This is a genomic window from Streptomyces sp. NBC_01216 (assembly GCF_035994945.1).
In the GTDB taxonomy this organism is placed as follows: Bacteria; Actinomycetota; Actinomycetes; order Streptomycetales; family Streptomycetaceae; genus Streptomyces.
In genome coordinates this window covers 6856071-6878670 of the sequence record NZ_CP108677.1, presented here as the reverse complement: position 1 = coordinate 6878670, position 22600 = coordinate 6856071, and the positions used below count along the sequence as shown (strand labels likewise).

17 protein-coding genes and 1 pseudogene are annotated in these 22600 nt (G+C 73.6%); 8 read left to right on the top strand and 10 right to left on the bottom strand.

Translation table 11 applies throughout. The annotated features are described in order from the left end of the window. Nucleotides 1-4 precede the first annotated feature (4 nt). Genes OG393_RS31200 through OG393_RS31170 form a run of 7 tightly spaced genes read left to right on the top strand, consistent with a single transcriptional unit; the run spans nt 5 to nt 10714 of the window. Nucleotides 5-1618: a glycosyltransferase family 4 protein gene (locus tag OG393_RS31200; protein WP_327378052.1), complete on the top strand. Its 1614-nt coding sequence runs from the start codon at nt 5-7 to the stop codon at nt 1616-1618. Then, nucleotides 1615-4059, top strand: coding sequence for a lipopolysaccharide biosynthesis protein (locus tag OG393_RS31195; RefSeq protein ID WP_327378051.1), 2445 nt, complete (start codon nt 1615-1617; stop codon nt 4057-4059). Before OG393_RS31200 ends, OG393_RS31195 begins: the two co-directional genes overlap by 4 nt. Nucleotides 4060-4064: 5 nt before the next feature. Next, nucleotides 4065-5960, top strand: a complete 1896-nt coding sequence (locus OG393_RS31190; protein ID WP_327378050.1) for a glycosyltransferase — start codon at nt 4065-4067, stop codon at nt 5958-5960. Beyond that, on the top strand, nt 5942-6793 hold the full coding sequence (locus tag OG393_RS31185) for a PIG-L deacetylase family protein (protein ID WP_327378049.1): 852 nt from the start codon (nt 5942-5944) through the stop codon (nt 6791-6793). Before OG393_RS31190 ends, OG393_RS31185 begins: the two co-directional genes overlap by 19 nt. Beyond that, nucleotides 6790-8355, top strand: a complete 1566-nt coding sequence (locus OG393_RS31180; protein WP_327378048.1) for an ArnT family glycosyltransferase — start codon at nt 6790-6792, stop codon at nt 8353-8355. The genes OG393_RS31185 and OG393_RS31180 overlap by 4 nt, the downstream gene beginning before the upstream one ends. Continuing rightward, entirely contained in the window at nt 8352-9455 is a 1104-nt protein-coding gene (locus OG393_RS31175) for a glycosyltransferase family 4 protein (RefSeq protein WP_327378047.1), read from the top strand. The genes OG393_RS31180 and OG393_RS31175 overlap by 4 nt, the downstream gene beginning before the upstream one ends. Further along, the gene (locus OG393_RS31170) at nt 9452-10714 is read left to right on the top strand and encodes a beta-galactosidase (protein ID WP_327378046.1); all 1263 of its coding nucleotides are present in this window, start codon (nt 9452-9454) and stop codon (nt 10712-10714) included. Before OG393_RS31175 ends, OG393_RS31170 begins: the two co-directional genes overlap by 4 nt. On the opposite strand, the gene OG393_RS31165 is transcribed toward OG393_RS31170, so the two are convergent. From OG393_RS31165 to OG393_RS31150, 4 genes are all read right to left on the bottom strand, one after another. Continuing rightward, a complete protein-coding gene (locus OG393_RS31165) occupies nt 10689-11441 on the bottom strand; it encodes a class I SAM-dependent methyltransferase (protein WP_327378045.1) in 753 nt (250 codons plus the stop codon). The two genes, OG393_RS31170 and OG393_RS31165, sit on opposite strands and share 26 nt — an antisense overlap. Next, nucleotides 11441-15931 (bottom strand): aminotransferase class I/II-fold pyridoxal phosphate-dependent enzyme, encoded by a 4491-nt coding sequence (locus OG393_RS31160; RefSeq protein WP_327378044.1) that lies wholly within the window; start codon nt 15929-15931, stop codon nt 11441-11443. Before OG393_RS31160 ends, OG393_RS31165 begins: the two co-directional genes overlap by 1 nt. Nucleotides 15932-16175: 244 nt before the next feature. Further along, nucleotides 16176-16496 (bottom strand): putative quinol monooxygenase, encoded by a 321-nt coding sequence (locus tag OG393_RS31155; RefSeq protein ID WP_327378043.1) that lies wholly within the window; start codon nt 16494-16496, stop codon nt 16176-16178. Between the two features lie 45 nt (nt 16497-16541). After that, the gene (locus OG393_RS31150; protein WP_327378042.1) at nt 16542-17372 is read right to left on the bottom strand and encodes an IclR family transcriptional regulator; all 831 of its coding nucleotides are present in this window, start codon (nt 17370-17372) and stop codon (nt 16542-16544) included. Between the two features lie 141 nt (nt 17373-17513). Between OG393_RS31150 and OG393_RS31145 the strand changes: the two are divergent. Beyond that, a pseudogene (locus OG393_RS31145) lies at nt 17514-17959 on the top strand (VanW family protein); the annotation flags it as partial. Between the two features lie 196 nt (nt 17960-18155). On the opposite strand, the gene OG393_RS31140 reads toward OG393_RS31145, so the two are convergent. The 6 genes from OG393_RS31140 to OG393_RS31115 all read right to left on the bottom strand — a co-directional run bounded on the left by OG393_RS31140 (nt 18156) and on the right by OG393_RS31115 (nt 22564). Next, nucleotides 18156-18314 carry a DUF6126 family protein gene (locus OG393_RS31140; protein ID WP_327378041.1) on the bottom strand — a complete coding sequence of 53 codons (159 nt, stop codon included), beginning with the start codon at nt 18312-18314 and terminating at the stop codon, nt 18156-18158. Between the two features lie 333 nt (nt 18315-18647). Beyond that, on the bottom strand, nt 18648-18824 hold the full coding sequence (locus OG393_RS31135) for a hypothetical protein (RefSeq protein ID WP_327378039.1): 177 nt from the start codon (nt 18822-18824) through the stop codon (nt 18648-18650). A 120-nt stretch (nt 18825-18944) separates the two neighbouring features. After that, a complete protein-coding gene (locus OG393_RS31130) occupies nt 18945-19187 on the bottom strand; it encodes a DUF397 domain-containing protein (RefSeq protein ID WP_327378037.1) in 243 nt (80 codons plus the stop codon). Nucleotides 19188-19264: 77 nt separating this feature from the next. Continuing rightward, the gene (locus OG393_RS31125; protein ID WP_327378036.1) at nt 19265-20431 is read right to left on the bottom strand and encodes a thiolase domain-containing protein; all 1167 of its coding nucleotides are present in this window, start codon (nt 20429-20431) and stop codon (nt 19265-19267) included. 121 nt (nt 20432-20552) lie between these two features. After that, nucleotides 20553-21611 (bottom strand): thiolase domain-containing protein, encoded by a 1059-nt coding sequence (locus OG393_RS31120; RefSeq protein ID WP_327378035.1) that lies wholly within the window; start codon nt 21609-21611, stop codon nt 20553-20555. Continuing rightward, nucleotides 21608-22564, bottom strand: coding sequence for a Zn-ribbon domain-containing OB-fold protein (locus OG393_RS31115; protein WP_327378034.1), 957 nt, complete (start codon nt 22562-22564; stop codon nt 21608-21610). The genes OG393_RS31120 and OG393_RS31115 overlap by 4 nt, the downstream gene beginning before the upstream one ends. Between the last annotated feature and the right edge of the window lie 36 nt (nt 22565-22600).

Sequence of the window (22600 nt, the reverse complement as noted above, 5' to 3'; positions counted from 1 at the left end):
CACGATGACCGCACCGAGCCCCACCCCCGCAGCCGCCCTCGACCGGCTGGACCGCCTCGATCTCGCCTTCCTGAACTGGCGTGACCCCTGGCACCCCGACGCCGGTGGTGCGGAGGCGTACGCGCACGAGATCGCCCGCCGCTTCTCGGCCGTCGGCGCGCACGTCACCTTCGTCTCCTCGCGCTATCCCGGCTCGCGGGCGCGCGAGCACCGCGACGGGATGCGGATCGTGCGCGGCGGCGGAACCTTCGGCGTCTACGCGGCGGCCGCCGCACACCTGTTGCGCAACCGGCACGCCTACGACGCCGTGATCGACTTCCAGAACGGCATCCCGTTCTTCTCCCCCCTCCTCACCCCGCACTGGACGGCCGACCTGTGCGTCATCCACCACATCCACCAGCAGCAGTTCGACGTCCGCTTCCGCTGGCCGCTGAACGCGCTCGGCCGGCTCCTGGAGAAGCAGGTCAGCCGACGGGTCTACCGGGGACGGCCGCTCGTCGTGGTCTCCCCCTCCACCCGGGAGGGCGCCCGCCGCGAACTCGGCTTCGGCAACCCCTTGCACATCGTCCCCAACGGGCGCCCCGTCGACCTGCCCGACCCGCCCGGCGGCACCCGCAGTGCCACCCCCGCGCTCACCGTGGTCAGCCGGCTCGTCCCGCAGAAGCGCGTGGACCTGCTGGTACAGGCCATGCCCGCGCTGCTGCGCCGCACGCCCGCGCTGCACCTCGACATCTGCGGCGACGGCCCCGAACGGCCCGCGCTGCGCACCCTCGCGCAGACCCTCGGAGTGACGTCCGCCGTCACCTTCCACGGGCACGTCAGCGACGCGCGCAGGGAGGAACTGTTCCATCACGCGTGGCTGACAGTGGTGCCGTCGGTCGCCGAAGGCTGGGGCCTCACCGTGATCGAGGCCAACGCGGTCGGCACCCCGGCGCTCGCCTACGACGTACCCGGGCTGCGCGACGCCGTCCAGCCCGGTGTCAACGGGCGCCTGCTCGACCCCGCCGCCGATCTCGGCGAAGGCGTCGCGGCGGCCCTGGAGGAACTGGCCGACCCGGCCGCCCGCGAGCGGACCGCGGCCCGCTGCCGGGCCTGGGCGGCCGCGTTCTCCTGGGACGCGAGCGCAGAGCGGCTCGCCCAGGTCCTGCTGGAGGAGATGCACCGCGTCCGCCGGCACCGGAGGTCCCGGCGCGGTGCCAACGACCTCGCCGTGGTCACCCGGTTCACCACGGGCGACACCGCCGCGACCGAGCGGGCCGTCCGCGAGGCCCTGCGGCGGACCGATGTCTGGCGCCGGGACGACGACACCTTCCAGGTGCTGCTGCACGGCTGCGACGAGGTCCAGGCACTCGGCGCGCTGGCCCGGCTCGGGATCGACGACGCGACCGTCACCCTGGCCGGCGTCCGGGACGTCCTGGTGGGAGGGCCCTCCCGGCGCCTCGGGACCCCGCCCCCCTCCCCCGGAACCGCTGAGGCCCCGTCCGGGCCCGGTGAGGGCACCACGCCGCCCGTGCGGACGCCCGGAACCGGCGCCGGGCGGCCGACGCCGGCGCCCCCGGCCCGTCCCCTGCGGGGCCCGCTGCCCCGCTCCGCCCCCAGGACCGGGGCCGGGCCGTGAAGTCCGCCCAGTCAACGGCCCGGCGTGCGCCCGCCCGCTCGGACGCGGTGACGGCCGTGCACGGTGCGCGGTGGATCGCGACCGCCGCCGTGGCGGTCGGCGTGCTCAACTACGCGTACGCGCTGGTGCTGACCCGTCTGCTGGACGTCGGGGACTACGCGGTGTTCGCGGCCGGGCAGGGCCTGGTCGTGTGCACGGCGGCGATCGCCGTGGTGACCGTGCCGTGGATGCTCGCCCAGGCGCTCGCACGGGCCCAGTCGGAGGCGGCGCGGTCCGAGGCGGTCCGGTTCGCGGTGGTCACCGGCGTGATCGGCGGCGTCCTCGCGGCGCTCGTGGTCGCCCTCGTGGCCGCGCAGTTCGCCGGCACCTCCACCACACTGGTCATCGCGGGCGCCACCTTCCTCATCTACGTCACCCGGGTCAGCGCGGGCTGGCTGCAGGGCACCGAGCGCCTGCGCACCCTCGGCGTGGTCACGACCGCCGAGGCGGTGCTGAAGACGGCCGTGGGGCTGGTGTTCGTCGCCGCCCTGGGCCTCGGCGAGGCGGGGGCGCTCGCGGCGTTCGGGGTCGGTGTGCTGCCGTTCCTGCTCGTCCGGCCGCGCGGGTTCCGCGGCGGCCACGGACGGCCGTGGCTGGCGGCCACGGCCAACCGCGCGCTGTGGCGCCGAGCGGTCGGGGTGGCCTCGCTGCAGGGTGTGGTGGCCCTGATGGCCGCGGTGGACGTGATCCTGGTGGCGACGCTCCCCACCGACCGTTCCGAGGCGGCGAGTTACCAGGCCGCGGTGATGCTGGGCCGGGTGCCGCTCTTTCTCGCGAGCGCCGTCTCGATCGCCTTCCTGCCGGCGCTCTCGCGACGCCGGGCGGGCGCGCCGCTCACCGGCGACGCCCTGCGGATGTATCTCAAGGTGGCGGTGCCGATGACGGCGGTCGTCGCCACCACGCCCGGATCCCTCCTGTCCCGCGTCTTCCCCGCCGGCTACACGGAGGTCGGCGTCCTGCTCTCGCTCACGGCCGTGACCGGCCTCGCACTCGGCGCCCTCGCGCTGCTCGTGACGTTCTGCCAGGCCGTCAACGACTACGCCTGCCTGAAGCCACTGCTCGCCGGGCTCGCCGTGTACGTGACGGGGCTCGGGTACGGCTGGTCGGCGCACGGTGTCGTCGGCATGGCGGTGGGCGGTCTGGCCGGCACGCTGCTGGCGCTGCTCGTACTCGGGGTCCGCCATGCGCGCGTCCACGGTTTCCGGGCACGGCGCGCCCTCCTGGGCCCCCGGCCGCTGTGGCTGCTCGCCCTGGCGGGAGGACTTGTCCTGCTGCGGCCTTTCCCGGTGGCGTGGTTCGGCGTCGCAGCCGTCGTCACGGCACTCGCCCTGCGGTGGTTCTTCGGACGGCACAGTGAGCCCACCGGCGACCTGCCGCCGATCGCCCCGGGCGACACCTCGCCCGGCCCGCCGGCGGCACCGCACCCGGCCGGGCATCACACCCCCGAACCGCCGGACGGGGAACGGTCCGTACGGGTGCTCGTGGACGCGGTCTGGCACGGCCGGCCCAGGCCCGCCACGGAGGCCGAGCTGCTGGGCGCGCTCGCGCTGGCCCGGCGCAACCAGGTCGAAGGCGTGCTCGCCCGCGCCTACCCGGAACGGCTGGCCACCACGCGGGCCGAGGTGGCCGCCGCCACCGGCCTGTTCCGGCGCAATCTGTTCGAGTCGACCGGCCGCCTGCGGAGCGCCGGCATCCCCACGGTCCTCATCAAGGCCGACCTGTCGGGCGACTACGTGTACGGCAACTTCGACCTCGTCGTCCCGTACGGACGCTGGCAGCACGCGCAGGAGGTCCTCGCGGGCTGGTACGTGCGCCGTGAGCGGTACTGGCTGGAGCGTTCCTCCAAGGTTCTGCTCGATCCGGCGAGCGGGCCCGCGGCGCACCTGCACACCGCTGTCTCCTGGTTCGGGGTTCCGGTGGTACCGACCGACCGCCTGTTCGCCCGGGCGCTGCCCGCCGGGAGCGGCGATCCCGACGTGGCCGCCGGGCGTGCGCGGGACCCCCGCCCCGACTGGCTGATCCCCTGCCCGGCCGACCGCCTGCGCATCTGGCTGGCACACGCGCTGTTCCAGAACCTCACCCTGGACCTGTCCGAACTGCTCGCCCTCCGGCCGCTGCTGCGCCCCGACGTGGTCGCCGAGGCGCTCCGGGAGGCGGCTCGTGAGGGTTGGTCGGCCGGTGGCGGACTGGCGCTGGGCGCGGCACGGGACGCGATGGCGCGGCTGGACCGCGGGGAGGCGGTGCGGCTGCCGCTGCCGCTGTCCGTGGGTACCTCCCTGCGGGTGGGGGCGGAACATTCAGGTCATCTCCTCGGCCAGGGCCGGCTGCGCGTCGCGGCGCGTGAGGCGTCGCTCCGGGTTCCGCTGGTGGTGGCCAAGCGGGTCCGGAGGAGGGAGTCGTGAGCGCCATGACGGATCGACGGAGCGGCAGCGAGGACGTACGACGGGCGCCGCTGCTCGTGGCGGTGTCCGGGCCGGACCACACCGGGAAGTCGTCGCTGGTGCGCGCCCTCGCCGGAGGGCTGCGCCGCCGCGGGTACGCGGTGGTGACCGCGCACTGCTACGGCTGTGTGCTCTGCCGCTGGTTCCCGGTTCCCCCACGGGTGAGGGTGGCGGGGGAGCCGGGCAGGACGGGGGTGGGTGAGTGGGCACCGCGGCCCGCGCACCGGGGACCGTGGCTCCGCCGTGCCCACGCCTTCGTCGACGCGGGCGAGCTCGCGCTGCGCATCCGCGTGGCCCGGCTGGGTGCCGCCGTCGTGGCCCGGGGCCGGCCCGCCGTGGTGGTGACCGACCGGGGGCCACTGGACGGACTGGTGAAGTTCGACCTGCCGGCCGGCGGCGCCGCGAGCGGGCGCTTCCTCCGGATCTCCGACCGCTACGACCTGACCCTTGTCCCGGAGACCCTGCCGGACACGCTGGCCCACCGCGGTTGGGAGGCGGCGGCGGGCTCACCGGCCTCCTGGTGGGCGCGACATCGCACGTGGGCGGCCCGGCTGCCGCGGGTGGCCGGGCTCGACGGCGAGCGGCCGCCGGACGCGGTCGCGGCCGCCGCCCTGGAAAGCGTCCTCGACATCGTGCCGCCATCCTCGGACCCGGCGGCACGCGGTGCCGGGCGCCACCCGGCACGGGCGTCCGGTCTCCCCTCCGGCACCGGCACCGAACGCCGCAAGCGGGTCGTCGTCTCGGTCTACGACGACGCGGGGAACTCCGCGTACCGCGGTGGCGGCGCCCTCGTGGTGGAGAAGGTGGCGCGGCGGCTCGCCGAGCACTACCAGGTGACCGTGGTGACGGCGGGCCGCAACGCCGGGTCCGAACAACGCCACGGCGTCCGCTACGTGATGCTGCCCGTGTGCCGGGCCGGGCCGCGGGCCGGACAGCTGCTGTTCCTGGCCCTGCTGCCACTGGTGGCCCGGCGGATCCGGCACGACGTGTGGCTGGAGAGCTTCACGCCGCCGTTCTCGACGAGTTTCCTGCCGCTGGTGTCCCGGTCGCCCGTCGTCGGCATCGACCAGGGGCGCAGCGCCGAGGCCCTGTGGCGCCGCTACCATCTGCCGTTCTTCCTGGTGGAGCGGGTCGGGCTGCGCTGCTACCGGAACATCGTGGCACTGAACGAGGCCGACGCCTCGGCGGTGCGCCGGCTCAGCCCACGCGCCTCCGTGCATGTGATCGCCAACGGGGTCGAGCAGCGCGGGCCGGACGACACGGGGGTCGGCAGCGGGGACTCCATTCTCTTCCTGGGGCGGATCGACACCTGGACCAAGGGGCTCGACCTTCTGCTGGACGCCTACGGAAGCGGCCGGCCGCAGATGGAGCTCGTGCTGGCCGGCCGGGGCACCGCCGCCGAGGAACGCCGGCTCTCGCAGCTCCTGCAGGCGCGGGGGCCCGGGGTGCGCTGGGTGGGGTACGCGGACGAGGAACTGAAGCGGCGGCTGCTGCGGGACAGTGCCTTCCTGGTCATGCCCTCGCGCCACGAGTCCTTCGGCCTGGTCGCGCTGGAGGGCATGGCGTACGGCAAACCGGTGCTCCACTTCGACCTGCCGGCGCTGCGCTGGATGCGAGGCGGCGGCGACGTGGCCGTGCCCCCCTTCGACACGGCGGCGTTCGGCGAACGGATGGCGGCGCTGGCCTCCGACCCCGTACTGCGGGGACGCCTGGGACGGCAGGCGGGTCTGGCCGCACAGCACTACACATGGGACGAGATGACGAGCGCCTATCTCGCGCTCACCCGTCGGCTCGTCGACGGCCCCGCCCTGCGGCGGCGGCCGCGGAAGGACCGGAGAACGTCATGGCAGTCGACGCGCTGACCGCGCTGTCCCGTTGCGGAGTCCTGCTGGTGCTCTCGCCCCACCCGGACGACGCCGTGCTGTCCTGCGGCGCGCTCCTCGGGGAGCTGCGGGACCGCTCCTCCGTGACGGTGATGACGGTCTTCACGGAGGGAGCCCCTCCGCCGTACACGCTGTCGGCCCGCCAGTTCCTGCGGCAGACCGGGGCGGCGAACGCCGAGGAGCTGTACATGGAGCGGCGTGCCGAGGACCGGGCGGTACTGGCGAAGCTCGGCGTCGACCGGTTCCACGGTGGTTTCGTGGACGGTCTCTTCCGCCGTGTCGCCGCGCAGAACCGGGGCCGCCGCCTGGCCGCCCGGCTGCTGCCCGAGCTCGGCCACGTGTATCCGACGCACCGGCTGCACCTGTCGCGCGGGTATCTCGCGCCCAGTGACGCGAAGACCGTGCGGCAGGTGACCGACACCGTGCGGGAACTGCTGCCCGGAGGCCGCGGGCTGGTGCTCGCGCCGCTCGGTGTCGGCGGGCACGCCGATCACCTGCTGGTGCGGACGGCCGCCGAGCGGAGCGGTCTGCCGGTCGTCTACTACAGCGACTTCCCCTACAATCTGCGCGCCGCGCCCGACCCGGACTTCGTCTCCGGGCTCGCGGCCACCGAGGCGTCCTGGGACCGGGGACTCGGCGCGAAGGCCGAGCTGATCCGGGGCTACCGCACCCAGGTGAACGCCCTGTTCCCCGACGGCACGATCCCGCGGGTCCCCGAGGTGTACCTGCTGCCCGGCGGCGTTCAGGCCGTCCCCGCCTCTCCTGCCGCTCCCGCTGTTCCCCCTGTCCACCCGGCGGGAGGGGTGTCATGACCCTCCCCCGGTCCTCCGTCGCGCCACCCGCCGAGCGGCCGGGGCGGCGCCCGGGCCCACCGCCCCGCATGACGGCCGCCCGCTCGGTGCCGACGGCGGGGTACGCGCTGCTCGCGGCCGTCCTGACGGTGGTCGTGCGGCTGATCCGGGTGGACCGGGCGAGCGACCTGTTCGTGGACGAGCTCATCTACCAGGACCTGGGCCGCAGCGCCGCGCAGGGCGGATTCCCGCACACCTCGGGCGGGCTGTTCTTCCTCCATCCGCCCGGGTTCTTCTATCTGGAGGCCGGGTGGATGCGCCTGTTCGGCGAGCACCAGGACGTCATCGCCCAGGTCCACTCGCTCCGCGTGCTGAACGCCCTGCTGGCCGGTGTGTCCGCGGCGCTGCTCGTCCTCCTCGTCGCCCGGGTACGGTCCCGGCCGGCCGGTCTGGTGGCCGGACTGCTCTTCGCTCTCGACCAGTTCTGCATCCGGCAGAACAACTGGGTGCTCCTGGAGACCGCCACCATGACGTGGGTGCTCGCGGGCTTCCTGGTGCTGCTGCCGCTGTGCCGGGCGGAGCCGCCGCGGCGCCCCCGGGCGCGGGCGACGGCCGGCGGACTGCTCCTCGGCCTGGCGGTGCTCACGAAGGACCACTCGGTACTGATCACGGTACTTCCCCTGCTCCTGGCACTCGCGCTGAACTGGGGGCCGCCGCGCCGGCTGACCGGTCTCGCCCTGGCCGTCGCACTGGTCCCGTACACGGTGTACGTGTCGCTCGTCGTGCGCTTCGGCCACTGGGCGCCGTTCTGGGAGCAGAAGACGCAGGGTCTGGACCGGCTGCTCGGCCTCACGCAGGAGACCGGGTTCAACGCCCCGGGCACGCCGTCGCTCGCCGGCCGGCTCGCCGGTGAGCTGCCCGCGTTCACCGTCACCTACCTGCTGCTCGCGCTGACACCGGTGGCACTGTTCCTGCTGCTGCGCCGCCGGGATCCGGTGTACCGGCTGCTCGCCCTCTTCCACGCCTGTGCGATCGTCACACTGGCCTACGCGCTGGGCATCGGCACGCTGGAGGAGCAGGCGCTGTACCTGCTCTTCGTGCCGAACCTGGTGGCGCTGGCCGTGACAGTGCCGATGCCCCGTCGCCGCCCCGCGCTGCGGGCGGTGGCGGTGGCCGGGCTCGTGGCGCTCCTGGCGACACCCGCGGTCGTCTACGCCGCCGATCGCGGAACCCCGGACGACGGGCTCGTCAGGATGCAGGCGTACCTGCGGCAGCACGTGCCGCCCGGCAGCGGCGTCGTGTCCGTCGACGGACTGCGCACGGACGGCGTCACCTTCTGGACCTTCGGCGACACGTACCGGATCGGCCCCTGGATCACGCCCGGCGAACAGGCGGCCCACCGGGCCCGGTACGTCATCGTGCCGTGGAAGGTCATCGACGAGGGCTACGGCCGCTTCACTCCCGCCGAGGTGCGCGGGCTCACCCGCGATGCCCGGCTGCTGTACGCCTTCCGCGGGCCCACCTACGGGACGCTCGCGCTGTACGAACTGCCGCCCGCCCCGGCCGCGGCAGGTCCGCGATGAGCACCACCCCGCGCCGGCCCCGCGTCCTGCTGCTGACCAGCAGTCCGCTGGACGGGGCCGACGGGGCCGACGTCCGGCTCGCCTCCGACGTGCTCGGGACCCTGCCGGACGTGGAGTTCACCTGGTTCTCGCAGTGGCCGCACCGGCGCGGCCACCCACCTCGGGTGGCGCTTGGCGGGCACGCGGTGCGGATTCTGTCCCGGGACGGGGTGCCGCACCTGTCGGAGCGGGCGCAGTCGGCGGTCGCGGCGACGGTGCAGGCGCGCCGTTGTGACCTGGTGCACGCGTTCCTGACGATCGGGCGCATCTTCCCGGCGTTCTCCTGGCTGCGTCCGCTGCTCCTCGGGGCCCGCCCGGTGGTGCACACGGTGCCCGGGGTGATGGACGCGCGGCTGCTGCCCCGGACCCGGCCGCTGGGGACGACGGTCGCCCTGTCCGAGTCGATGGCGAGACGGCTGCGCGCCGCGCACTTCGGCGACGTACGGGTGATCCCGCCGATGATCCCGCTCGAGGACTGGCCGTTCCGGCCCCGGCCGCCCGGCCTGCCCCTGGTGCTGTACGCCGGGCACCACGACCCGCAGGGCGGGGCGGAGACGGCGATCGACGCGGCGGCGGAGGCGGTCCGGGCCGGTGCCCGCTTCCGGCTGGTGCTGGCGATGCGGGGGCGGCCCGGGCAGGATCTGCACTCCCTGGAGGAGGCGTTGCGGGAGCGGGCCGGGGCCCGGGGCCTGGTCGACACCGAGGTCCGGGGGTACGTCGACGACATGCGGGCGCTGATCACCTCGGCGCACGTCTTCCTGTTCCCGCCGCCGGTGATCGGCGGCAAGGCCGACATCCCGTTGACGGTGCTCCAGGCGCTGGCCACCGGGCGACCGGTGATCCTCAGTGATCTGCCGCAGTTCGCCGACTTCGGCAACGCGGTGCTGCGGGCACCCGGTGGCGAGGCCCGCCGTACGGGTCACCAGTTGGTGTGGCTGCTGGACCAGCCGCGGTCCTGGGAGGTCCTCGCCGAGCGCGGCCGGCTCGCGGTGGAGGAGCACTTCGGTCCGGAGCGGTTCGCCGCGCAGTACGCCTCGCTGTACCGGGAGCTGCTGCCATGAACCCGGCGCGTCCGCCTGTGAGGGCGGCGCTGCTCACCGTACTGGTGCTGGCGGCGGCCGCGTTCGGGCCGTTGCGCCCGGACGAGCAGCCGCCGGTGCCGCTGTTCGGGACCCTGCAAACCGATCCGGAGCGGGCGGCGGAGGAGTACGCGCACGGGCTGCGGGTCGCCCATCTCCAGGTGGCCTGGGACCGGTTCGAACCGGAGCGGGGCGTGTACGACGAGGCGTACGCACGGCAGGTGCGGGAACGGCTGGCGTCGTTCCGGGACGCCGGCCTGCGGGTGGAGGCGGGGCTGGGGCTCAACCACCCGCCGGCCTGGCTCGCGGACGCCCACCCGGAGTCGGTGTGGCGGAACCAGTACGGCGAGCGTTCCACGAACACCCCGAACCTCGTGTTCAGCGCGCCGGTGCGGGCGGAGGTCGCCGCGTACGTACGGCAGGTGGACGAGCGGATCGGTCTGGACGACGTGTGGGCGCTCCGGCTCGGGACCGACGAGAACGGTGAGTTCGGCTATCCACGGCCGCTCCCGGACGGGCGGGACGGTGGCGCCTTCTGGGCGTACGACCAGCAGGCCCAGGCGGCGAGCCCGTACCCCGGCTGGCGTCCCGGGGAGCACAGCTACCGGGGGGCGTCGTTCACCGAACGCCAGGTGCGGCGCTGGTACGACTGGTACCTGGGGTCGCTCGCCGACGCGGTCAACTGGCAGATCGAGCTCTACACCGGGCTCGGGCACCGGGGGCCGCTGAAGCTGCTGGTGCCAGGGGCGGGTTTCTACCCGGCCGACCGGGACGCCGCCGTTGCCACCTACCTGGACGGCCGCGGCGACGGGGCGCGTCTGATCGGCCAGGGCGTGGGATTCTTCGCCACACTCGGCCTGGTGGAGCACCGCGACCAGGTGCAGATCACCACCACCGCCCTGGTGGACGGCACCGGCCGGCCCACCGACAATGGCTGCGCGCCGGGCGACTCCGGTGCGGTGGGGTCGGCTCCCGACGCGACCGTGCGGACCTGGTCCTCGGCCCGCTGGGTGGTGGCGGTGGCGCGGGCGGAGGGGTTCCGGCACCTGTCCGGGGAGAGTGCGGGGCCGCAGGTGGCGGCGTACCGGCCGGGGGTGATGGCGGCGGCCTTCCGGCAGCTCGGCACGTGCGGTCTCGAGGGCCTGATGTGGGCGTTCGACCAGCAGCTGTACGACGGCACACTCGGCTCCTCGCTCGACACGTACTCCGAGCTGATCAAGGGGTGGTCCGTCGGGCGGTGAGCAGCAGCACCCCGTCGTCCCCGTACTCGGGCAGGGTGCGGTCCTTCGCGAGCCGGGTGACGCGCAGGGCGGTGGTGTGGGGGCCGAAGACGGCGCGCAGCGCGGGCTCGTCCACCGGGCAGGCCGGCCAGAGCGGCCCCTGGCCGATGCGGTAGCTCGGCATGCCGGCCATGAAGGCGGCGACGAGCCCGCCGCCGGGCCGCACGGCGCGGACGAATGCCTCACACAGCGCTGTGAACTCGCCGAAGTCCTCGGTGACGCTCTCGGCGACGAAGTTCATCGACGCGGTGTCGTAGCGGCCCTCGGTCAGCGTGCCGGCGTCGCCGCGGACCACGTGGACACGGGTGAGGGCCTCGGCCAGGGTGCGGGGCAGCGCGGGGTCGAGCGCCCGGGCCAGCGCGTAGAACGGCTCCCAGCTGTCCTCGGGGCCGTGGGTCAGCTGGCGCCGGAGGTAGGCGCGGCCGGCGGCGCTCGGTTCGACGGCCTCGACGCGGCGGCCGGCCGCGGTGGCCGGCATCAGCGGGTAGAGGTTGGGGCCCGCGCCGAGTTCGAGGGTACGGGCGAGGGAGTCGGGGGGGAACTGGCGGTAGAAGGCGGAGTGGTGGCGGATGACGTCCCGGTCGCAGGGGTGCAGCCGGCGGTAGTTCTCGGCCAGGTACTCCGCGACGGGCCAGGCGTTCCAGTCCGCGTCGCGGTTCCTGCGCACCTCTCGCCCGGCCGTCGCCATCACGTCTCATCGGCCCGTCCGGCCGGGATCGTGCCGGGCCGGACGCCAGGGAGGCGTCGCAGGGCGAAGCGGGCTGACAACTCGGTGACGGCGTCGTTGAGCTCCTCGATCTCCTCGTCGGTGTTGGCGGCGGTGATCTGGACCCGGAAACCCACCTGGTCGCGCGGGACGAGGGGGTAGCTGGCGAGGGTGACGTAGATGCCCCGGTCCCACAGGAACGCGGCGACGGACTCCAGTTCGGCGGGGTCTCCGAGCGGGATCTCGATGATCGGCAGGCCGTCGGTGTTGGGCGTGGCGATGCCGAGGCCGCGTACGTGGTCGAGGACCCGTGCGGTCCTGCGGTGCAGATCGGCCCGGATGGCGTCGCCGCGCTCCTCGTTGACGTCGAGTCCGGCGAGGGCGGTGGCGAGCGACGCGGTCGGCGAGGGGCCGGAGTAGAGGTACGGGGCGGCGGCCACCTTGAGGTGGTCCTTCAGGCGGCGGGGCAGAGCGAGGAAGGCGAGCAGCGAGGAGTACGCCTTGGAGAATCCGCCGACGAGGACGATGCCGTCGTAGGTCTCGCCGAGGTGGCGCACGATGCTGTTGCCACGGTCCCCGTAGGGGCTGGTCTCCTGCGGGCCGCGTTCGCCGATGACGCCGAATCCGTGGGCGTCGTCCACGTAGAGCAGGGCGCCGTGCTCACGGCAGATCCGGGCGGTGGTCCGCAGGTCGGGGTAGTTGCCGGTCATGCTGTTGACGCCGTCCATGCAGACGAGGCGGGCGCCGCCGGGGGCGTCGCGCAGCATCGCGTCGAGCTCCCACGGCTCGTCGATCCGGAAGCGGTGCAGATCGGCGCCCTGCCCGCGGGCGACGACGCAGCCGTCGTAGATGGTGCGGTGGGCCTGGGCCTCGACGAACACCTGGCCGCCGGCCGCGAGCAGTGGGATGACCGACTGGTGGATGAGGGTGATGGTCGGCAGGAGCAGGGTGTCGGGTGCCCCGAGGAGGTCGGTGAGGCGTTCCTCGATGCGCGGGTAGAGCCGGGGACTGCCGATGAGCCGGGACCAGCTGGGGTGGGTGCCCCAGGTGCGCACCTGGGGGTCGATGGCGGCCATGATCTCGGGGTCGAGGTCGAAGCCGAGATAGTTGCAGGAGGCGAAGTCGATCAGCCAGTGGTCGCCGACGCGGAGCCTGCGCCCGTCGATCTCGTCGATGACGGCGTCGCACATCTTGCTGGTGTGCTTGAGCCGCTCCAGGTCCCGCCAGCGCGCGTCGAGACGGGCCGCTCGGGAGCCCGGGCCCGGGGCGCCGTCGGCGGGCGCGTCGGCGGGGGCGGTCCGTACGGCCGGGGCGGTGCGGGCCGGGCGGGCGGGCGCTCCCGCCGTCGGCGGCCGGTGCAGGAAGGTCTCGGCCTGATGGGCGGTCATCGGACGGGCGAAGAGGTAGCCCTGGCCGAAGCGGCAGCCCATGTCGGCGAGCAGGGAGCGCTGGTCCTCGTTCTCGATCCCCTCGGCGACGACCTGGAGCCCGAGGACGTCGGCGATCCGCACGATGCCCTCGACGAGGGCGACCTGCTGGCCGTCGGTGGTGATGTCGTCGATGAACGACTTGTCGACCTTCAGCACGTCGATGGGGAACTCGCGCAGGTAGCTGAGCGAGGAGAAACCGGTACCGAAGTCGTCGATGGCGATGGACACCCCGAGGTCCTTCAGGGCCCGCATGGTGGTGCCGATCTGTTCGTCGTGGTGCATGAGGACGGACTCGGTGAGCTCCAGGACCAGCGAGCCGGGGGCGAGCCCCGAGGAGCGCAGGGTGCGCCGGACCACGTCGAGCAGGCCGGGGTCGCGGAACTGGCGGGCGGAGACGTTCACGTTGGCGCACAGCGCCGGCATCCGGCGGTGCGCGCGCTGCCAGCGGGCGATGTCGTGGGCCGCGTGGTCGAGCACCCAGGCGCCGAGCGGCATGATGTGGCCGCTCTCCTCGGCGAGGGTGATGAACTGCTCGGGCGGGACCATGCCGCGTCGTGCGTGCGGCCAGCGGATGAGGGCCTCGAATCCCGCCAGGTCCGCGTCGTCGACCGTGACGATGGGCTGGTAGCGCAGGGCGAAGGCGTGCTGGGCGATCGCGTTGTCCATCCCTGCCTGCAGCTCGTGGCGGGCGACGAGCCGGGAGTGCAGCTCGGGCCGGAACCGCCGCCACCGCTTCTTCCCGGCGGCCTTGGCGGCGTACAGGGCGAGGTCGGCGTGGCCGAGGAGTTCCTCGGCGTGGGCGCTGTCGAGGACGGTGGCGACGCCGACGCTGGTCGAGACGGACACGGCCCCGTCGGTGAGGTGGAAGGGCTGGCTGAGGGTGCTGACGATCTCGGCGGCGAGGACCTCGGCGTCGCCGGGTTCGCGGGCGCCCTCGATCAGCACGGCGAACTCGTCGCCGCCCAGCCGGGCGGCGGTGTCGGTGAGCCGGAGCACGGAGGTGAGCCGGCGGGCCACGGCGACGAGGAGTTCGTCCCCGACCGAGTGCCCCATGGTGTCGTTGACGACCTTGAAGTCGTCCAGGTCGACGAAGAGCATGCAGGTCAGGGTGGATTCGCGTCGGCCGCGCAGCAGGGCCCGCTCGATGCGCTCCAGGAGCAGGACCCGGTTGGGCAGACCGGTCAGCGAGTCGTGGAAGGCACGGTGGGTGAGCTCGCGTTCCAGCTTCCGCTGTTCGGTGACGTCCCGGAGGGTAAGCACCAGACCGTGCACGGTCTGGTCGTCCCGCAGGTTGCTGCACCGGACCTCGACCTCCAGGTCGGCGGAGCCGCCGTGCAGCAGTTTCCAGTCGTCACGGGCGTCCACGTTCCCCCGGGAACGGACGCCGGCGAGGATCCGCAGGGCACTGCCGGAGTCGCCGGGGGCGAGGAGTCCGGTCAGCGGGGTGCCGGGCAGCAGGGAGTGCCCGAACATGCTCTCCGCGGACGGGCTCGCGTACCGGATGGTGTCGTCGTCGTCCACGATGAGGATGACGTCGGACGTGTTGTGCACCAGGGTGCGGAAGTACGCCTCGCTCGTACGGCGGCTGACCTCCTCGCTCAGCCCGAAGCGCTCCAGGGCGAGCGCGGCCTGGGAGGCGAGCGACTGGGCGGAGCCGGCGATCTCGGACAGCTTCTTCTCCGACCCGGCGAGGAGCACGGCGCCGAGCAACGACTCACCGGCGGCGGGGGTCTGGAGGGCGAGCGGGCAGAGCAGGGCGTGGGTCTCGGGGGCGAGCGCGGCGGCGACGGCCGGGGCGAGCGCGTCGACGGGGACGAGGAGGCTGCCGTCGCCGAGCTGTTCGCGCCACGGGCCGCCGCCCGGTCCTCCTATCTCCATGACCCGCAGGTTCTCCGGCCGACGGCCGGTCGACACGGCGGTCAGCCCGCCACGGCGGTCCCGGGTGAGCAGCACGGTGTGGTGCGGGGTTCCGGCGCCGAAGAGCGTGGCCGCGGCGGTCTCGACGGCGGCGGCGACCTCGCGCGGGCTCAGCGCCGCCACCAGCGACGCGGCGGCGACCCGCAGGCTCCGCTCACGCGACTCGGCCTTGCGGTGGTCGGTCATCATGCCCCACAGCCGGATCAGGACCAGCAGGAACATGACCGCGGAGAAGATCGCGATGACTCCGATGTCCTGGTCGGCTTCTTGGCGCAGCGACTGGAAGAGCAGCAGGGCGGGAGCGATGAGGGAGGCGAGGGCGAGCAGGAAGAGCCGGCGCTCGGCGATCTCGGGTGTCGGTTCCGGCGCGAGCGCGGTGAGCCCGGTCATCGAGGGGTGGAGGGCGGCGAGGCCCCAGGCGGTGAAGAAGACCACCCAGCCCAGGTCCCAGGGGGTGCCGACCTGCCAGGTCCCGTCCAGCTGCTTCACGCTGTAGACGACGTCGGAGAAGAGGATGCCGCAGGTGCCGAGGGTGAGCAGCTGCACGGCCCGCGAACGCAGTCCGCCGGGGACGAGCAGCCGGGCGAGCATCGCGAGCATCAGGACGTCGCCCAGGGGGTACGCGGCGGAGATGGCGCGCTCGACCCAGGTCATGTCCGGGGAGGTGGCCAGCGGGTTGATCAGGTTCACCCAGGACAGCAGTGCCACGCCCGAGGTGAGGATCAGGGCGTCGAGCGCCACCGCCAGGTCGCGGCCGGCGGCCCGGCGGTGGATGAAGCCGTAGAGGCCGATCGCGAAGAGGGGGTAGGTGGCGAGGTAGAAGGCATCGGCGAGCGACGGGAAAGGGCGGTTCTGGTGGAAGAACGCCTCCAGTGCGTTGTACGTGGTGTCACCGGCGACGAAGGTGACGTTGGCGGCCGCGAGCACCAGCCAGGGCCAGCGGCGGGCGGGCCGGTGCAGATGGACGCCGGCGAGGATGGCGGCGACGCCGCTGAGGCCGATGAGCGCCCAGAACGCGGTGTGCCGGGCGGGGACGGTCAGATACGCGATGGTGACGACGGCCACGAACAGTACGTAGAGGAGGGTCCAGCGGCGCAGCGAGCCGGACATCTCTCGTAGCGGCATCGTCGACCACCCCCAAACCCGCGTGCGGCGTGTTTCGTCCAGTCTCGTGTCCGTCCAGTCTGTCGGGTGCGACGGGGGGCCGCACCCGCGCGCACCGGCGGTGAGAGCCCGCACACGAACGGCGAACGCGACGGGGGACGGCGCGGGCGCCCGCGCCGGAGGGGCCCGCGCCGGAGGGGCCCGCGCGGCGCCGGACGAAGGCGCGGGGGCGGACGCCGGGCGACCAGCGGTCAGCGGTCAGCGGTCAGCGGGCGAGTTCACCCATCGGACCCCAGCCCTGCTGGGGCACCTCGGCGTTGATGATCTCGGGAGTGACGGCGATCGCCTCGCCCATCGTCCGGAGACCCTCCTCGAAATGCGCGGAGGCGACGTGCGCCGCGCCGGCCTCGGCGTCGGCGAATGCCTCCAGGAGAACGAACTGGTTCGGGTCGTCCACGCTGCGCGACCAGTCGAAGAACAGGTTGCCGGGCTCCTCGCGGGTGGCGCGGGTGAAGTCGGCGACGCGGTCGAGCCAGCTGTCGGCGTACTCGGGACGTGCGGTGAAACGAACGGCGATGAAGATCATGGGACGAGCGTGCGGCACGGGCGGCACCCGGGCCATTCGGGCGGGTCAGAATTCCGGCAGGGCCGGAAAACGCGCTTCCACGGATGTCTGGGCGGCCTCGGAAGGACCTCCCCGCAGGACCTCGGCGAGCAGGGGAACCGCCCGGGCCAGGGCCGCCCGGACCTCTCCGTGCCGACGCCGGAAGTCGGCGGTGGGCAGCGAGACGGACAGGGCGTACGCACTGCCGTCACCGGGCCTCGGAAGCGCCTCCGCGAAGCAGGTGTACGCGGGGTCCGCCTCTCCCACGGAGACGGCGCATCCCTGTTCCCGGACCCGGGCCAGCTCCGCCTCGAAGCGCTCGGGGCCGGTGATCGTACGGTCGGTGAAGCGTGCCATCCCGTGGGCGTCGAGATAGCTCCGGCTCAGCGCCCGCGGCAGCCCGGCGAGCAGGGCCTTGCCGTGTGCGGTGGCGTGGGCACGGACCTCGGGGCCGGGGCTGAAGGGGTGGGTGGTGTCGGTCACCGGCGCCGTGGTGTCGACGACGACGATCCGGCCGTCGCGGTACGCGGTGAAGTACGCCTCGGCGCCGGAGGCGCGGCGCAGCCGGGCGAGCAGTCCGGCGACCGGGGAGCCGAGGCCGTGGTGCCGCAGGAACGCGCGGTGCAGGGCGGGGACCCGTGGGCCGGGGACGTACCCGTCGGGGGTGCGTACCAGGTGCCCGCGGGCGATCAGCGGACCGGTCAGGTGGTAGACGGTCGACAGGGCGCAGCCGAGCGTCCGGGCCAGGGCCTTGGCGCTGACCGGCCGGTCGGCGTCGGCGACGGCGTCGAGGACGGCGAGGGCACGGTCGACGGACCGGGGGCCGGAGGGCCGGGGGGCCGGCGAGGACGAGGACACCCGGCCACCTTAGAGCCTGTCGGGCGGCCTTCGATCGACAGGCGGGCGCGGCCTGGTGCGTGCGATTCCAAGGCGCCCGGGAGGCTGCTGTAGCGGAGCTACCGGGGCATGTCGGCAACGCAGGCAGCGTGCGTGCCAGCAGGCATCACCGAGCAGATGCCGACGTTCACCGTGAACTTCCCGGCCGCCCCGTACCGTACGACCAACATCGGGCGGGCCGTCGAGCTGATCGACGGATCGGTGGTCCAGCCGGGCGAGGTGTGGAGCTTCAACCGCACGGTCGGCGAACGCACGCCGGACAACGGCTTCGTCGACGGCACGATGATCATGGATGGCCAGTACCTGAAGGACCTCGGGCGGCGGTGTCTCGGCGGTCGCCACCACCGTCTGCAACGCGCTCGTCTTCGCCGGCGTCGAGCCGGTCGAGCACGGGGCCCACTCCTCCTGCATCGAGCGCTACCCGGCCGGCCGGGAGGCGACCCTGGCCTGGGGGAGCCTCGACCTGCGCTTGCGCAACGACTGCGGGCCACCCGATCTACATCAGGGCATCCTCCACCGACTCCTCGGTGACGGTCAGCTTCCTCGGCGCCCCGGGACAGGTGACGTGCGTGAAACCGGAGCAGCCCGCCCCGAACGGCTGCGGCACGGCGAGGCAGGCCGCCTCGGAGCCTGCCGGTCGAAGGCCACCCGACAGGCTCTCAGCCCCCGGACGTGGCAGTACCGTCTCCTGCTTGGGTTCCCACGGTCCTCGCGACACCGGTGATCTGTGGGATCGTGCGGGTCTCACTTCTGGGCGTGCTGGCCCACGTAGAACAACAGCCAGACGAACCCGGCGAACACGTGCGTGCCGAAGATGTAGAAGAAGGCCCGCATCGCGACGCCCTTCTCCTTCCACCTCTCACGGTCCGCAGCGGTGTCCTTCTCGGGCAGGTCGTCCGTCATGACGCGTCTTCCTTCCTCGTGCCGGCTCCTCGACCGGACGCCGGCCGGACCACCCGACAGGCTCTCGGCCCAGCCGCTTCCGCGGCGGGTGATCTCGTACGGCCGGACGGCCCTGTGGTCCCTGCTGGTCGGCGGGGTACCTTCCGGCGGGACGAGGCGGACGACAACCTGTCGCCGGGCCCGACGGGAGAAGGGCGGAGGTCGCCGCCGAACGCACGCGCCAGGTCAGCCACCGTGCCCAGCACGTGTCCGGAGGCGTGCTTGCGCGCCTCGACGGCCCGCTGCCCGTTGGGCCGCCACTGAGTCTCGGACCGGCTGGTGACACCTTCCGGTTCACCGGCTCTCGTCGGCGTCGGTGACCACGCCGTGGTCGTGGGCCACGCGCACGGCGTCGTCCAGCTCCTCCGCGGCCTGTGCCTCCTCGAAGACGTCATCGGCTTCCCGTGCAGCCTGGAGACGAGCCCGCGCCTCGCGGACCCGTTCCAGTGCCGCTTCCTCGAACCCGGCCACACCGCGACCCCCGTCCACCGTATCCAGAACTCGTAAATTGCATAACTCTGCAAGTCTAGCTGGTACGGATCGTCCGGGAGCTTCGCCGTCGCCTGGCTGCTCGGGGCGTCTCGGTCAGACTCAGGTCGGGTCGAACTCGCCCTCGCGGGCGCCGACGACGAACGCCCGCCACTCGGCCGGGGCGAAGATCAACGAAGGCGTCTCGGGACGGCCTCCGTTGCGCATCGCGACGAAGCCTTCCACGAAGGCGATCTGGACGTCCCCCGCGCCCTGGGTGCCCGACCGCCAGTCGGCCCCGCTGAGGTCGAGTTCCGGCTTCTCCCAGCCCGAGAACGCCCGCTGGGTGGTGGTGCTCTCCGCCACGTCCGTGCTCCTCCCGCATCACGCATGGTCGTCGTCCGGACCTCAGCGTAGCGAGCGGTTCCGGGCGCCGACAGACCTCACGCGCCGGGCGGACGGTCGCCCACGAGCCACATGGAGAAGAACTGCGCGCCCCCTCCGTACGCGTGCCCGAGTGCCTTTCGTGCGCCGTCCACCTGGTGTTCCCCCGCCCGCCCCCTGACCTGGAGCGCCGCCTCGGCGAAGCGGAGCATGCCGGAGGCGCCGATGGGGTTGGTGGAGAGCACACCGCCCGAAGGGTTCACCGGCAGGTCGCCGTCGAGTGCGGTCACCCCGGCCTCGGTGAGCTTCCAGCCCTCGCCCTCCTCGGCGAACCCGAGGTTCTCCAGCCACATCGGTTCGTACCAGGAGAAGGGCACGTACATCTCCACGGCGTCGATCTGCCGCCGCGGCTCGGTGATGCCGGCCTGCCGGTACACGTCGGCCGCGCAGTCCTTGCCGGCCTGTGGCGAGACGAAGTCCTTGCCCGCGAAGAGGGTGGGCTCGCTGCGCATGGCGCCGCCGTGCAGCCAGGCGGCCGGGCTCGGCGCGCGCGCGGCGCCCGCCCGGTCGGTGAGGACCATGGCGCACGCCCCGTCGGAGGAAGGGCAGGTCTCGGAGTAGCGGATCGGGTCCCAGAGCATCGGGGACGCCTGGACCTTCTCCAGCGTGATGTCGTGCTCGTGGAGATGGGCGTAGGGGTTCCTGAGCGCGTTGCGGCGGTCCTTGTAGGCGACGAGGGAGCCGACCGTGCCGGGGGCGCCGGTGCGGCGCATGTAGGCCCGGACGTGCGGGGCGAAGAACCCTCCGGCACCGGCGAGCAGCGGCTGCTGGAACGGGACGGGCAGCGAGAGGCCCCACATGGCGTTGGATTCGGACTGTTTCTCGAAGGCGAGGGTGAGGACGGTGCGGTGGACGCGGGCAGCCACCAGTTGGGCGGCGACCAGCGCGGTCGACCCGCCGACGGAGCCGGCGGTGTGGACGCGGAGCATCGGTTTGCCGACCGCGCCGAGGGCGTCGGCGAGGTAGAGCTCCGGCATCATCACGCCCTCGAAGAAGTCGGGGGCCTTGCCGATGACGACGGAGTCCACGTCCGCCCAGGTCAGCTCGGCGTCGGCGAGAGCGCGCGAGGCGGCCTCGCGGACGAGACCGGCGATCGAGACGTCCTGCCGGGCGGCGACGTGCTTGGTCTGGCCGATCCCGACGACGGCCACGGGTTCCTTGGACACCTTGCCTCCTTCTCGTTGCTTCCCCCGAACCGGCGCCCCGGTGGTTCCGCCGTCCATGGGCGCGCGGCACGACGGTGCCGGTTTCGGTGGCGGCCGTGACCCGGGGCCTCGGGCCCCCCGCTCACGGGACGGGGTCTCCTTCCAGGACGGCGACCAGGTTCTGCTGCAGACAGGGCCCGGAGGTGGCGTGGGCGAGGGTGCGGCGCGAGACACCCCGGTGGATGCGGGCGGCGGCCTCGCCGATCCGGATCAGCCCGGCGGCCATGATCGGATTGGCGGCGAGTGCGCCGCCGGAGGGATTGACCCGCACTCTGGCGTCGAGGCCGAGTGCCTTGCGGAGCACGACCTCCTGCGCGGTGTACGGCGCGTGGAGTTCGGCGGTGTCGACCGGCCGTTCGAAGGCGCCCGCGCGCTCGGCGGCGAGGCGGGTGGAGGGCGAGTCGGTGAGGTCGCGCACCCCAAGGGAGTGGGCCTCGACGCGATGGTCCATGCCGCGGATCCAGGCGGGGCGCGCGCACAGTTCGCGGGCCTTGTCCCCGGCGGCCAGGATCACGGCCGCGGCGCCGTCCCCGACCGGTGGGCAGTCGCCGGTGCGCAGCGGCCGGACCAGGTACTCACCCTGCGGACGGGCACCGGCCACCTGGGCGTGCGGGTTCGCGGCGGCGTCCCGGCGGCTGCGGGCGGCGATGTCCGCGAGGGCCGGTTCGTCGGTGTCGCCCGCGTCGACGAGGGCCTGCGCCTGGAGTGCGGCGAGGGCGACGGGGTCGGGCCACAGCGGCGCCAGGTAGTAGGGGTCGAGCTGCCGGGTGAGCACGTCACGGATGGAGCCGGGCGAGGACGAGCCGTAGGCGTAGACGAGTGCGGTGTCGGTCTCGCCGGTCAGCAGCTTGACCCATGCCTCGTACAGGGCCCAGGCGCCGTCCGTCTCGACGTGGGACTCGGAGATCGGCGGCCAGGCCCCCACCCCGTCGAGGGTCATGGTGAACGAGAAGGCCCGCCCGGCCAGGTAGTCGGAGGACCCGGAGCAGGTGAAGCCGATGTCGGAGGTCTTGAGGCCGGTCCGCCGCAGCACGTCGTGGAGCACCGGCATGACCATCTCGACCTCGGAGATGTCGTCCGCGCGACGCCGGTGGACGGTCTGGGCGAAGGCGACGACCGCCACCTCTCGGTCCGGCGTCACAGCAGCTCCCGGTACGTGTCGTAGGCGGCGTCGGGTTCGCCGCAGGGCCGGTAGTGGTCGGGGTAGCGGGCGTTCCGGGTCCACACGGGTTCGACCCGCAGGCCCATCCGGACCTGGTCGTAGGGGATGCCGGCGATCCGGCCGTGGAGCGCGAGCCCGGCGCCGTCGAGGGCGATGTGGGCGTAGACGTACGGCACCTCGATGTCGAGTTGCCGTGCCTTGATGTTGACGATGCAGAAGGTGGTGACGGTGCCGCGCGGGCCGACCTCGACCCGGTCGGTGGTGGCGACGCCGCAGGTGGGACAGGCGCCGCGGGGCGGGACGTACACCTTGGCGCAGAGGGGGCAGCGCTCGCCGACGGTCCGGCGCTCGGCGAGCGCGCGCAGGTAGGCGGACTGGGCGCGGCCGGTGCTGTGGACGTAGTCGAGGCGGGCGGGCGCGACGATGCGGGTGACGGGGTCGGCGAACACTCCGTCGTGGTCGCGCGCCGCCGGCGCCGCGGGCTCGCTCCCCGCCGGTTCGAAGCAGGCGATGTCGGTGATGGCGCCAGTGCGTTCGGCCGCCCAGCGGATCCGGACCCGCATGCCGGTGCGCACGGCCTCGGGACCGGGGGCGTCGAGCGCGTGCAGGAGTGCGGTGTCGGCACCGTCGAGCCGGACGAGGACCCAGGCGAAGGGCGTCGTCAGGGGTTGGCCGGCACGGGGTTCGGGCGTCCAGGCCCAGGTGGTGACGGTTCCGGTGGCGGCGACCTCGACGAGATCTCCCAGTTCCTCGGCGGTCCGGGGGTCGTACTCGACGGGTGGGACGAGCACGCGGCCGTCACCGGTCCGCACGCCGAGGACCGTCCGCTCGCGCAGACCGGTCAGGAAGGCGGACTGGACGGGGCCGAGGGACCGGGTGAACGGGAACTCGACGACGAGCGGGGCGCGCAGGGTCTCGGGGTGGGCTGTCATGGGCGGGCTCCTCCTCGGAGGTCGGTGTGCGGTCGG

Bases quoted from the DNA above. Each gene is read 5' to 3' on its own strand.
- OG393_RS31200 (WP_327378052.1), top strand. From the start codon at position 5: ATGACCGCACCGAGCCCCACCCCCGCAGCCGCCCTCGACCGGCTGGAC.
- OG393_RS31190 (WP_327378050.1), top strand. From the start codon at position 4,065: ATGACGGATCGACGGAGCGGCAGCGAGGACGTACGACGGGCGCCGCTG.
- OG393_RS31185 (WP_327378049.1), top strand. From the start codon at position 5,942: ATGGCAGTCGACGCGCTGACCGCGCTGTCCCGTTGCGGAGTCCTGCTG.
- OG393_RS31180 (WP_327378048.1), top strand. From the start codon at position 6,790: ATGACCCTCCCCCGGTCCTCCGTCGCGCCACCCGCCGAGCGGCCGGGG.
- OG393_RS31175 (WP_327378047.1), top strand. From the start codon at position 8,352: ATGAGCACCACCCCGCGCCGGCCCCGCGTCCTGCTGCTGACCAGCAGT.
- OG393_RS31170 (WP_327378046.1), top strand. From the start codon at position 9,452: ATGAACCCGGCGCGTCCGCCTGTGAGGGCGGCGCTGCTCACCGTACTG.
- OG393_RS31165 (WP_327378045.1), bottom strand. From the start codon at position 11,441: ATGGCGACGGCCGGGCGAGAGGTGCGCAGGAACCGCGACGCGGACTGG.
- OG393_RS31160 (WP_327378044.1), bottom strand. From the start codon at position 15,931: ATGCCGCTACGAGAGATGTCCGGCTCGCTGCGCCGCTGGACCCTCCTC.
- OG393_RS31155 (WP_327378043.1), bottom strand. From the start codon at position 16,496: ATGATCTTCATCGCCGTTCGTTTCACCGCACGTCCCGAGTACGCCGAC.
- OG393_RS31140 (WP_327378041.1), bottom strand. From the start codon at position 18,314: ATGACGGACGACCTGCCCGAGAAGGACACCGCTGCGGACCGTGAGAGG.
- OG393_RS31115 (WP_327378034.1), bottom strand. From the start codon at position 22,564: ATGACAGCCCACCCCGAGACCCTGCGCGCCCCGCTCGTCGTCGAGTTC.